Genomic DNA, 12,238 nt, shown 5'->3' with positions numbered 1-12,238 from the left:
TGCTTCGATAAAATCAATAGTATTAAAGAAAGGATTTTATACATATATGCCAAATTTATCTAGTGACTTAACTCCTATTATTAACAAAAGACTTAATAATTTATCCGCTTCTAAAATTCGTGCATTTGATCAAAAAGTCTCAAGTATTCCTGGTATTATTAAGTTAACCATTGGTGAACCTGATCTAAATACGCCAGATCATATCAAAAATGCCGCAATCCGTGACATCCAAGCTAATGATTCACACTATGCTCCTCAAGCAGGTAAACCGGAACTACTTGATGCAATTAGTAACTATCTTGAACGCAAAATTGGTATTCATTACGATCCTACAAGTGAAATCTGTGCAACTGTTGGTGCTACAGGTGCTTTAAACGATGTCTTCATGGCCTTGCTTAATCCTGGTGACAAGATTCTAGTGCCAACCCCAGTTTGGGCACTTTACTTTCAATTAATCAAATTGACTGGTGCAATTCCTATCCAAATTGATACCAAAAAAGATAATTTTATCCTCACCCCTCAACACTTACGCCATGTTTTAGACGGTCGTGGCAAGGGAGCTAAGGCGATTATTCTTACTAACCCATCTAATCCAACTGGCCGCGTTTATCCCGCTGAAATTTTAAAAGAACTTGCAGAAGTAATCAAAGAATATCAAATTTATTCTGTAACTGACGAAATTTATGCAGAACTTGTTTATGACACAGTAAAGCACCATTCACTTTCTGAATATATTCCAGATCGCAATATCTTAATTTCTGGCGTATCTAAAGCTTACGCAATGACTGGTTGGCGATTGGGCTACATAGCAGGTCCCAAGGAAATAATGCAAAGCATTTGTAAAATTAATGCTTTCTTAGTCACAGCGGTGACAGACAACGTTCAGATGGCGGCGGTTGAAGCCTTAAACAATGGACACGACGATCCCAAAGAAGCGAAAAAAATTTATGAATTGCGTTTGCAATTTATGAAAACTGGGCTGGAAAAAGTTGGCTTTGAAATGGCCACACCTCAAGGTGCTTTCTATATTTTCGCTAAAATTCCAGAGCAATATGGCACTGATGACGAGCAATTTGCCTTTGAATTAGCCCAAAAAGCTCAAGTTGGTGTAACTCCTGGTCGTTATTTTGGTAAAGGTGGCGAAGGATATGTTCGTCTTTCCTATGCTTCTTCAAATGAACAAATGCAAGAAGCTCTAAAGCGTATTATCAATTTTGTAAAAAATCTTTAAAACTGTATCAAAAAAGGCGATCCTTTGGATCGCCTTTTTTATATCTTAATTTATTACTTGTCCCAAGTTGAGTTTTCTTCAGCATCCTCTGCTGCCATCTTTTCAAGACGAGCTTCAGTTGCTTTAACACTATCTTGGTACTTGTCTTCAACTTCAATACCTAAATCATTCAATTGTTGATCAGCAACTGGAGCTGGAGCATGCATCATTGGTTCTGAAGCACTAGCATTCTTAGGGAAGGCCAATACGTCACGGATATTATCCTTGTCGGCAAGCATCATAGCAAATCTGTCAAGACCAATAGCTAAACCTGCGTGAGGTGGGAAGCCCATATCTAAGGCATCCATCAAGTAACCGAATTGTTCATAAGCACGTTTCTTAGTGAAGCCTAATGCCTTGAACATGTTTTCTTGGGTTGAACGCTTGTGAATACGAATTGAGCCACCGCCCATTTCATCACCGTTCATAACGATGTCGTAGCTGCGTGCGTGAGCCTTATGAGGTTCAGTAGTCAATAATTCAACGCCCTTATCATCTGGCATGGTGAATGGGTGGTGAGCTGCAACCCAACGACCAAGACCTTCATCATATTCGAATAATGGCCAGTCAACAACCCAGACAAAGTCATAAACGCCCTTAGGAATAATACCAGTTTCATGAGCAAATTCACGACGCAAGTGGTTCAAACTGTCACAGCAGACCTTCCACTTGTCAGCGATGAAGACAACTAATTCTCCACCTTCAAGATTGAATTCCTTCTTCAAAGCTTCCTTGTTTTCATCAGTTAAAAAGCGTGCAACAGGGCCTGAGAATTCGCCATCTTCAAACTTAACCCAAGCTAAACCCTTAGCGTGAAAACGTTTGATGAAGTCAGCCTTCTTGTCGATCTTCTTGCGTGAGTATTCCTTAGCACCATTCTTAACGGCAATACCCTTAACGAAGCCGCCGTCAGCGATTGCACCTGAGAATACCTTAAAGTCACTATCCTTAAAGATTGGGCTTAAGTCATGAATAAGCATGCCGTAACGTGTATCTGGCTTGTCACAACCGTACCTGTTCATTGAATCAGTCCAAGTAATTCGCTTAATAGGAGTCTTAAGGTCGATACCCTTAACATCCTTCATAATCTTCTTTAAAAGACCTTCAGTGTAGCCTTGGATAGTTTCTTCGTCAGCAAATGACATTTCCATATCGATTTGAGTAAATTCAGGTTGACGGTCACCACGCAAGTCTTCGTCACGGAAACAACGAGCTAACTGGTAGTACTTGTCAAAACCAGCACCCATTAATAATTGTTTAAACAATTGTGGTGATTGTGGCAAAGCGTAGAAACTACCTGGGTAAATTCTTGATGGAACTAAGTAGTCACGTGCACCTTCTGGAGATGACTTGCCTAAAATTGGGGTTTCAATATCAATGAAGCCATTCTCGTCAAAGAATTCGTGCGTTGCACGCAAAATTTTTGAACGTAAGATGATAGCTTGTTGAACTTCTGGACGACGAAGGTCAAGGTAACGGTACTTTAATCTAGTTTGTTCTGAAATTTCTACACCGTTCTTAATTTCAAATGGAGGGTTCTTAGCTTTATTTAAAATAATAATATCAGTAGCGTCAACTTCAACTTGACCAGTCTTCATATCTGGGTTGACTTCTGAACGCTTAACAACTTTACCCTTAACTTGAAGAACGTATTCATTGCCAAGAGAGTCGGCAATATCCATCAAGTCCTTACCAGAATCCTTATTAACCACAATTTGTACTAAGCCTTCACGGTCACGCAAGTCGATAAATACCAAGTTGCCCAGGTTACGTACACGTTGTACCCAACCATAAAGATTTACATTTTCGCCGATATACTTTTCAGTAATATTGCCACAATAATCTGTTCTTTTTTCAATCTTTTCCATTATGCTAATCCTTTAATTCTCCCATTACCTTACTCATATCATTGAGATCTTCTAAACTCAAATCAATGGTCTTGCCATCAGCCAAACGCTTAACGTTTAAGACGCCATTTTCAAGTTCTTTTTCACCCAAAGTAATAACGAACTTAGCATGATCACGGTCAGCCTTCTTAAATTGCGCCTTAAGCTTCTTTTGGTTAACGTCAAAATCAGCTTCAAAGCCTTGCTTACGCAAGCTTCTAGCAATCTCGATTGCTTTTTGGGCGGTTCCTTCACCGATATTAGTGATGAAGAAATCTAAGCCTTCATTCTTAAACAAAGCAGGATTTTGCTTTTCCAAAACAAGCATTAATCTTTCTTCACCAATACCAAAACCAACAGCTGGAGTAGCTGGGCCATTAAATTCTTCTACCAAATGGTCGTAACGACCACCGCCTAAGATAGTAGTAGCTGATTCCCAAAGACTCTTATCTTCAACCATGAATTCAAAAATTACGCCAGTATAGTAGTCAAGACCACGAACTAAGTCATCGTCAATGACATAATCAATGCCCAATTGATCCAGCATCTTTAAGATTGCTTCAAAGTTAGCCTTAGAATCGTCATCCAAGAAATCACGAATCTTAGGTGCATCTGGCAAGAACTTCTTGTCGCAGTCATCCTTTGAATCTAAGATACGAAGAGGATTATCACGCAATCTTCTTTGTGAATCCTCTGATAATTCATCCTTTACCGGAGTAAAGTAATTTACCAAAGCATCATGGTAATCCTTACGCACTTGTTCATTACCTAAAGTATTGATATGCAGTTGATAATTCTTAACGCCCAATTCACCCAGCAAATCATGCCCCATCATGATAGTTTGCACATCTGATAATGGGTTGCTTGAGCCAAAACTTTCAACTCCGATTTGGTGAAATTCGCGTTGACGACCTGCTTGTGGTCTTTCATATCTAAAAGTTGATTCCATGTAGAAAACGTTAAATGGCTTAACTACTTCTGGAGCGTACATCTTGTCTTCGACGTAAGCACGAACTACGCCAGCCGTACCTTCTGGACGTAAAGCAATATGACGACCGCCTTTGTCGTTAAAATCATACATTTGCTTTTCTACAATTTCTGAACTGTCACCACTGGAACGTGAAAAAATCTCATAATTTTCAAAACTAGGCGTGCGAATTTCACGGTAATTGGCACGATTGAAGAAGTTTCTTGCAGTTTCTTCGACTTTTTGCCATGAACCAGATTGATCAGGCAAAATATCAACTGTACCTTTTGGTTTTTGAACTCTCATTTAATCATCCTTTTTATATTTTGCTATCTTGATAAAAATAAAAAGCACCCCTGAAATTAATCAAGGGCGCTCAAATTAGCACGGTACCACCTTTTTTGGTTGCTGCGATTAACGCTCGCCAAACGATCCATTATCTGATAAAGGTGTCACAGATTCTGATCTATCTGCTCTTGCACCACAACAAGCAGTCTCTAAAAATAGATCATCGCTAATCTTCATTCTTTGTCATCGATAATTCTTTTTTAGCTTATATTTTTACAGCTTTAAAGTCAACCTTTGTAAGCGATTTTTTACAAATCCAAAACGATTGTAAATGGTCCATCATTTTCTAGGTCAACCTGCATATCAGCACCAAACTCACCAGTTTCAACATGAAAGCCATCTGCTTCAAGTTCTTTGTTAAAGTCTTCCCATAGTTCTTTAGACTTCGGAGGACGCATGGCATCAACAAAGCTAGGACGATTGCCCTTTTTAGTATTAGCCATTAAAGTAAATTGACTAACACTTAAAATTTCACCGCCGACATCTTTTAAAGATAAATTAGTTTTGCCCTCTTCATCTTCAAAAATTCGCATCTTAGCAATCTTATCGGCTGCTTTTTTAACAACAGAGAGTTCATCTCCGTTCTTGATGCCGACTAGCAACATAAACCCTTTGCCGATCTTGCCAACAGTTTTGCCAGCAATATTTACCTTGGCGTGATTAACTCTTTGAATTACAACTCTCATTAATTATCTGACCTCTTAGTTTCGTAAACATCTGGAATGTCGCGTAATTTACTTAAAATTTCATCAAGCTGATCGGCATTCTTAACCGCCACAGTAACGTACATATGAGCAATATTGTCTTCATTAACTTTACCAGAAATATTGGTAATGTTTTTGGTAAGTGAATTCAACTTGTTAATGACATCGCTCAATAAATTAGAGCGATTGTAGCCAAAGACTTCGATATTGGCGCTGAATGACTGAACACTGTTTTCTTCAACATTTTCCCATTCCACATCGATCAAACGCCCTTGCTGTGCCGCTTCCTTGGTAATGTTGCGACAATCTGCTCTATGAATCGTTACTCCGCGACCTTTGGTAACATAGCCAATAATCTTGTCACCTGGAACAGGATTACAACACTTAGCCAAATGAAGCATTAAATCACTGACGCCTTGTATCATAACGCCATTCTTATGCTTTACCTTCATAGCTGAATTGGTGTTCTTTTTTGGCTGTTCCTCTTGTATGGACTGTTGACCAGAATTCAGAATCTTTTCTTCTAATTCTTTTTGCTTTTGCTTCTCATCTTCACGACGTAAATCAATTGTTAAACGGTTGACTACGGCCTGTGCAGATAAATCGCCAAAGCCCACTGCAGCATACAATTCATCTGGAGTATGGTAATTGAAGTGATCTAAGATCTTCTCAATATGCTCTTTATCCATAAAATCTTTTGGAGCAAGATCTTCTTCACGGATCACATTAGCAAGCATTTGCTGTCCATGCTCAATGCTTTGTTCACGATCCTGACTTCTGAAGTAACGCCGAATCTTATTACGAGCTCTAGAAGTTTTAACAATATCTACCCAGTCGCGCGATGGTGTGGCATTAGTCTGCGTCATAATTTCAATGACGTCACCATTTCTTAACTTGTAATCTAGTGGTACTAACTTATTGTTAACCTTTGCCCCTACGGCATGACTACCAACTTGAGTATGAATTGCATATGCAAAATCTAAAGTTACTGATCCCTTAGGCAATTCATATACTTCACCTCTTGGGGTAAATACATATACACGGTCCGAGAAAATATCGCTTTTAACGGATTTCATAAATTCCCCAGCATCTTTAGTCTCATCCTTTAATTCAAGGATCTCACGTACCATGTCTAACTTTTCACCAGAAGAGGTAGTTTGCACACCGCTAAAGTTGCCACGCTTGTAAGCCCAGTGAGCAGCAACACCGTATTCAGCAACTTCATGCATTTGTTCAGTTCTAATTTGAATTTCTAGAGGTCGACCACCCGGTCCAATAATAGTAGTATGGAGTGATTGATAGCCGTTGACCTTAGGCATGGCAATGTAGTCCTTAAAGCGGCCTGGCATCGGTTTCCATTCGGTATGGACGGCACCTAAGACCGCATAACAATCACGCACATTTTTAACAATTGCACGGACAGCCAACAAATCGTAAATTTCATCGAAGTCTTTGTGCTTATTGACCATCTTTTTGTAAATAGAATAAATATGCTTAGGACGGCCATAAATCTCGTACTTAATGCCCAATTCATCCAAAGTCTTTTTCAATGTCTTAATGGTATCAGCGATATATTTTTCACGTTGACTTCTCTTAACGTCCATCAAATTAACAATGCGATAGTAAGCTTCTGGGTTAAGATAGTGAAAACTCATGTCTTCTAGTTCCCACTTGATTGTCCCAATACCTAAACGGTCGGCTAGTGGTGCATAAATATCCATGGTTTCAGAAGCAATTCTGCGTTGCTTATCGGGACGCAAATGCTGCAGAGTATGCATATTATGCAAACGATCAGCTAATTTGACCATAATGACCCGCAAGTCCTTAGCCATTGCGATCAACATTTTACGGTGATTTTCAGCCAAAAATTCTTGATGAGACTTATATTCGTATTTATTTAATTTAGTTACGCCATCAACGATAAAGGCGACATCTTCACCAAATTTTTCTTTTAATTCATCGTTAGTAACTGGCGTATCTTCCACTGTATCATGTAAAAAGCCAGCGGCTACAGTATCTGGATCTAATCCTAAAGTTGCTAAAGTCCCTGCAACTTGAGTGGGATGAATAATATAAGGTTGTCCAGATGCCCGTTTTTGTCCAGCATGGGCCTTATCAGCAAATTCATATGCTTTCTCAACAAAGGCAACTTGATCATCATTCATATACTTTTTGCAGGCATCAATTACCTGATCATGAGTCATTTCAACGTATTTGGACATTCTGGTCATCCCTTCTAGCGATAAATATTCTTATTCATTAGTCCGAAAACTTCAATTATTAAATAAATTAAACCAAACATTAAATTATAGAGTGCAAAATGCGGCAAAATTGCTAAACAAAATAGGATCGGCATTAACAAAATCCAACCATAATTAAGCTTCAATCGTACGATTAAACAACCCAGATGATAGGCAATTGCACAGTTAATTACGAAAAAAAGCAATCCTAAACGCCAAGCAATTGGTATCCGGCAAAGACTGAAAATATAAGGCAAAACCGCAGCTAAGATACTCCACCAGATGAGCGGCATCCAAACATACTTACTCATTTTTTTAACTATTGGAATTTCTTGGGTCTTCTTTCCACCATTTTTCATTAAAAATCTATGCCTCTCATTAAAGTTTAATTTAATTGATATTATTTTACCACGTTTATTTATCTTTTCTAGTAATTGCTAACCCAATCCAGCGACCTTGTCTCATAGTTAGATCAATCTTGAACCCATTCTCAGCAAGAGATTTTTGAATCTTAGGCAACTGCTTGTAATCAATCCCTGAAAAGATAACCTTTCCTCCTTCATTTAGATGGGCGTCCATTTGCGGAATCAAATCAAGCAAAATTTCAGCTAAAATATTAGCTACAATAATATCAAACTTTCCTTTAACATCAGCTAATAAACTAGTCTTTTGCACTCGAATATTTTTGATTTGGTTCAAGGCAGCATTCTGCTTAGTTGCAGTCATTGATTCATCAGAAATATCAGTAGCTAAAATATCAGTAGCACCTAATTTCGCCGCTGCAATGGCTAAAATACCGGATCCAGTACCAACATCAACCACACTAATTGGCTTTTTAGTAATATCGCGTTCAAGCCCCATCATCGCAAGTTGAGTAGTCTTATGATTGCCAGTACCAAAGGCTAAACCTGGATCAAGCTTAATCAGCTTTTGATCCTTAAAAGCTGGCTGATAGTCTTCCCATTCAGGAACGATTGCTAAGTGTCTTGAAAAATCAATGACATGGTAGTACTTCTGCCAAGCGGTATTCCAATCTTGATCTTTAATGTAAGAAGTAGTAATTTTTGCATCCCCAATCTTAAGACCATAACCTTGCAGCTCTTGCAACTTTTCCGCAAACTTTTTAACTAAATCATCCTTATCTGCTTCTTCGTCAAAATAAGCATAAAAATAGGTATCCTTAGGTAAATCCTTAATATCATCCATCTCAACCACGGTTGAGTCATGCAACCACCCTGCTTGTTCAAAATCGTTGCGCTGTCTAGACTCAATCCCTAATGCATTTAGATTATCCATTGCATAAATGCCAAGCGCATCTTCTACTTCATGACTAGTGTCAATTTTAATAATTAATAATTTCATTAATGTAAAACTCCTTTGGGATTTTCTTTGAGCAATGCTATCATGATTAAAGGTGATAAATATGTCAAAGAAGAAAAATAAAAAGAATAAACTTGAAAAAACATTAGTAGAAAAAATTTTAGACCAACATAAGATCAAGTATCATCAAGCTTCATTTGCGGTAACCAAAGATAAAGGTGGGGTCGCACAAATGGACACTTCTATTTTAGAAGAGAAAGAGCATTTAGTCTACAAAACCTTGGTTTGTGAAGGAAATAAAACTGGCCCTTTAGTTGGGGTTGTGCCCATTACTGAGCATCTCAGCATGAAAAAATTGGCTAAGGTATCTGGTAATAAAAAATGTGAAATGCTTCCTTTAAAGAAATTAGCCAAAACGACAGGTTACATTCATGGTGCAAACACTCCAATTGGTATTTATTTTAAGGAAAAATTACCTATTTATCTTGATGATTCAATGAAAAAGAACGATGAAATTGCTGTTTCAAGTGGTGAACTTGGTCGAAGCGTTTTTCTCAATCCAAAAGACTTGGCTAAGTTCTGTCATGCTCCATTCGTTGATTTAAAAGAGTGAAAGCGCTTCAAATTTATTAAGTCATTATCTTATTTTTATGTTAAACTAGTTTTGTACCACATGTAGAACGTGACTGATTATAGAAGAAGATGACTGAATTGAATATATTATTAGGGATTGTCGGCTTTACAGTCGCTATTATCGCTGCACTTGTTGTGACAGCATTAGCAATAGCCAAATAAAGTTGCAAGTTAATGATATTTAAAAATGAGTAGTTTAATACTGCTCTTTTTTTATTGTTTCATATTGATGATCGCTATTTTATATTTATGTACATAAAATATTGTCATGTGAATACTTTTTACTTGATATATAGATTTTTGTAAAAAAACTTTAAATTAATTCATAATTTTTATGAATATCGTTATTTATTTGTGCTAGTGTAAGAATGACTTAAGAAAGATCATTCTTTTAAATTTCCAATAATACGAGGTCTAGATATGAAACATAAAAATGATTTAATTTTTAATAATAAATTTAATGGTAAACCCAAATTTGGCTTTAGAAAATTAACTGTTGGCCTAGCTGCAGTGACACTAGGAACCGCCTTTTTCTTAGAAAATGGTCAATTAGTGCAAGCTGATACACAAAATAATCCTGAATCAGTCTCTCAAGTGAAGACCAAAGCTAAGTCACAACACCCCAAAGCAGATGAGGTTTCTAACCCGGCATCCGCAGACTTTAATAAACAGACGGACACTACCCTTAAATCAAATGATAAAGCTCCAGCAACCAATAATACTTTAAAAGCTTCAATAACTGATAGTACTTTAAATGATAATGATAAAGAAACTTCCCTTGATGTAAAAAAGAGTAACCACCCTTATTCTGCTTTCTTTGAAAGAAAAACAGTTGCTAATGAAACAATCAAGGTTACTGCAAACAAAACAGATAAAGACGGAAATAATACTACTCCCATAGATAAACAAAAAAATGTATCCTTAATGGCAGGTCAAGATACAGTAAATATTACTATTAAAGTTACTAATCCAAAATTAGATAATAACAGTTCCTTAACTATTAATTTGCCAAATGCTGGAAAAAACAAAGATTTTAAAATTCCTTATCAAAAGCAAATAATTCCTGATAAAAACGACAAGAAATCAACTTGGACCATCGTTCCTAGCGAAGATAAACAAAATGGCAGTTCAATTGTGGCTAAATGGTCTTCTCCAACTATGAGACAACCTCAAGATTTAAAACTTACTCTTCCTGTTCAAGGTAATTCAGATTTTATTAAACGTGATACTAATGATCAAAAATTTGCTATTAAAGTCAACGATACTTCATATACTGCCTTCACCGCCGATCTAAAGCCTTATCAAGAAAAAGTTTCAAAGAGAGAAATTTTAAAAGGCTTCCTAATGGGCGTAAAAACCTTCAATAGTGTTAACGGTAGCTATGCCGAAAAAAGCAACTTTTCAACAGCTGATATTAAGGATTTTAAATTAAACGAAAATAGCAAAATTCTTCAATGGGGAATTTACTTCAATTATGGTAGTCAAAAAAACAATACTAACCTTTATTCATTAATAAATGCCACTTTTGGTACTTCTTTTAGTTCCGGTCAAATTTTAATTCCATCTTCTATTAAGGTATTTGAGGTCCCGACTGGTATGGCAGTTGATAACAATGGCTATCGTCATGGAGTAGCTGATTACTATCACGATCCACAAGACCAAACTCAAAATTCTACTTACTATAATCAGATTGCAACTGGACAAAATCAAAAACCAGAATTCGAAAATCTATTAAAAACAAATTTAACATATGTTGATTCGACTACTAAAAAAGACCACAATGGATTTAAAGTTTCACAAAAAGGGCCATTTAAAATAAACGGTAATAATAACTATGGTAAACACGCTTACTTTATTCAACTAGATACCTTTTTAGGCAATGCTACTGCAATTCCTAATGACAGTACTACTATTGCATATACTCACACTTTAAATGGAACTGGTGAACAAATTGACCACCAAACTACAAGCTGGACTAATAAAATAAGTGGTGAATCGGACAGTAATATTGATCAACAAACCAAATTTATTAATTATCAAATTAATCACGTTTATAAAAATGGTAGTAGATTATCAAATAGTCCTTTTGATTCGACTACTGCTACAATTAAATTCTTATCAAAAGATAACGGAAAAACTTGGACTAAGTATAGCGAAGATAACGGAAAAACTTGGAAAGATATTTCAAATAATAAGATTATCATTAAACCTAATGCTTCAAAACAAGCTGCTAAAAAATATACAGCTGATTTCGGGCAAATGATCGTTACTAAGAATGATCAACACTTTAATTTAAACTCTGATCATCAACTGGTTATTAATACTGCTTCAGCACAAAATGAGGACAAATATGTCATCACTATTCCATATTATGTAACAGAAGCCGCTCATGTTACTTTCTACGATGACACGGATAATGAACCTCTAGATACTTATTTAAGCCAACACTCACAAAAAACAAAGATCGATGACAATTACCAAAAGCAAGACAATAATTCTACTCAACAAGATATCTCCTTTAAAAATGCAGACTCAGTTGTAAGCTTTTTGACAAATAACCATTACATATTCAATGGCGTTACTGGTAAAGGCTCTACTACAAATAAAAAATATTCCAATATCTCATATGGCAAATTCGATAATAACGAAAATGTAGATCAAACTTTTGTTTTACACTTTATACATAACGTTAAGAATGAAAAAAAGATTGCTAGTGTCAAAGAGCATATCTCTTACTACTATGAGAATGGTCCCAAGCAAGGTTAAAAAGTTCCTGCTACTTATCGGCCACTAGACTACGAACTGAATTTTGTCAGAAATATAAAAACTGACCTAGTAACTCACAAGTCAACTGAAAGCAATTGGATTTT

General features: G+C 36.5%; 9 protein-coding genes. 3 read left to right on the top strand and 6 right to left on the bottom strand.

Annotation, left to right across the window (positions count from 1 at the left end):
- The first annotated feature begins 46 nt into the window (after nucleotides 1–46).
- On the top strand, nucleotides 47–1,231 hold the full coding sequence (locus tag BLP58_RS04250) for an aminotransferase class I/II-fold pyridoxal phosphate-dependent enzyme (protein WP_013854217.1): 1,185 nt from the start codon (nucleotides 47–49) through the stop codon (nucleotides 1,229–1,231).
- A gap of 53 nt (nucleotides 1,232–1,284) precedes the next feature.
- Here BLP58_RS04250 and aspS read toward each other — a convergent pair whose 3' ends face one another.
- The 6 genes from aspS to prmA form a co-directional block, all read right to left on the bottom strand.
- Nucleotides 1,285–3,138 (bottom strand): aspartate--tRNA ligase, encoded by a 1,854-nt coding sequence (aspS, locus tag BLP58_RS04245; protein WP_013854218.1) that lies wholly within the window; start codon nucleotides 3,136–3,138, stop codon nucleotides 1,285–1,287.
- A 4-nt stretch (nucleotides 3,139–3,142) separates the two neighbouring features.
- Complete coding sequence (gene hisS / locus BLP58_RS04240; protein WP_013854219.1) at nucleotides 3,143–4,429, bottom strand: histidine--tRNA ligase; 1,287 nt, start codon at nucleotides 4,427–4,429, stop codon at nucleotides 3,143–3,145.
- A gap of 290 nt (nucleotides 4,430–4,719) precedes the next feature.
- Nucleotides 4,720–5,157 carry a D-aminoacyl-tRNA deacylase gene (dtd, locus tag BLP58_RS04235; protein ID WP_013854220.1) on the bottom strand — a complete coding sequence of 146 codons (438 nt, stop codon included), beginning with the start codon at nucleotides 5,155–5,157 and terminating at the stop codon, nucleotides 4,720–4,722.
- Nucleotides 5,157–7,397 (bottom strand): RelA/SpoT family protein, encoded by a 2,241-nt coding sequence (locus BLP58_RS04230; RefSeq protein ID WP_013854221.1) that lies wholly within the window; start codon nucleotides 7,395–7,397, stop codon nucleotides 5,157–5,159. The genes dtd and BLP58_RS04230 overlap by 1 nt, the downstream gene beginning before the upstream one ends.
- Before the next feature lie 14 nt (nucleotides 7,398–7,411).
- Nucleotides 7,412–7,774, bottom strand: a complete 363-nt coding sequence (locus BLP58_RS04225) for a hypothetical protein (protein ID WP_013854222.1) — start codon at nucleotides 7,772–7,774, stop codon at nucleotides 7,412–7,414.
- A gap of 55 nt (nucleotides 7,775–7,829) precedes the next feature.
- On the bottom strand, nucleotides 7,830–8,777 hold the full coding sequence (prmA, locus tag BLP58_RS04220) for a 50S ribosomal protein L11 methyltransferase (RefSeq protein WP_013854223.1): 948 nt from the start codon (nucleotides 8,775–8,777) through the stop codon (nucleotides 7,830–7,832).
- A 61-nt stretch (nucleotides 8,778–8,838) separates the two neighbouring features.
- Here prmA and ybaK point away from each other — a divergent pair, with 61 nt between their 5' ends.
- Both ybaK and BLP58_RS04210 read left to right on the top strand, forming a co-directional pair.
- Complete coding sequence (ybaK, locus tag BLP58_RS04215; protein ID WP_013854224.1) at nucleotides 8,839–9,348, top strand: Cys-tRNA(Pro) deacylase; 510 nt, start codon at nucleotides 8,839–8,841, stop codon at nucleotides 9,346–9,348.
- Nucleotides 9,349–9,788: 440 nt separating this feature from the next.
- Nucleotides 9,789–12,134: a YSIRK-type signal peptide-containing protein gene (locus BLP58_RS04210; protein WP_025084116.1), complete on the top strand. Its 2,346-nt coding sequence runs from the start codon at nucleotides 9,789–9,791 to the stop codon at nucleotides 12,132–12,134.
- Nucleotides 12,135–12,238 lie beyond the last annotated feature (104 nt).

Origin of the sequence: Lactobacillus kefiranofaciens, from assembly GCF_900103655.1 — a bacterium.
GTDB lineage: Bacteria > Bacillota > Bacilli > Lactobacillales > Lactobacillaceae > Lactobacillus > Lactobacillus kefiranofaciens.
Note: the sequence above shows the minus strand (reverse complement) of the source record. Positions and strands in the feature narration are given on the sequence as shown.

Coding starts and splice junctions, on each gene's coding strand:
- BLP58_RS04250 (WP_013854217.1), top strand. CDS start 47: ATGCCAAATTTATCTAGTGACTTAACTCCTATTATTAACAAAAGACTT.
- aspS (WP_013854218.1), bottom strand. CDS start 3,138: ATGGAAAAGATTGAAAAAAGAACAGATTATTGTGGCAATATTACTGAA.
- hisS (WP_013854219.1), bottom strand. CDS start 4,429: ATGAGAGTTCAAAAACCAAAAGGTACAGTTGATATTTTGCCTGATCAA.
- dtd (WP_013854220.1), bottom strand. CDS start 5,157: ATGAGAGTTGTAATTCAAAGAGTTAATCACGCCAAGGTAAATATTGCT.
- BLP58_RS04230 (WP_013854221.1), bottom strand. CDS start 7,397: ATGTCCAAATACGTTGAAATGACTCATGATCAGGTAATTGATGCCTGC.
- BLP58_RS04225 (WP_013854222.1), bottom strand. CDS start 7,774: ATGAAAAATGGTGGAAAGAAGACCCAAGAAATTCCAATAGTTAAAAAA.
- prmA (WP_013854223.1), bottom strand. CDS start 8,777: ATGAAATTATTAATTATTAAAATTGACACTAGTCATGAAGTAGAAGAT.
- ybaK (WP_013854224.1), top strand. CDS start 8,839: ATGTCAAAGAAGAAAAATAAAAAGAATAAACTTGAAAAAACATTAGTA.
- BLP58_RS04210 (WP_025084116.1), top strand. CDS start 9,789: ATGAAACATAAAAATGATTTAATTTTTAATAATAAATTTAATGGTAAA.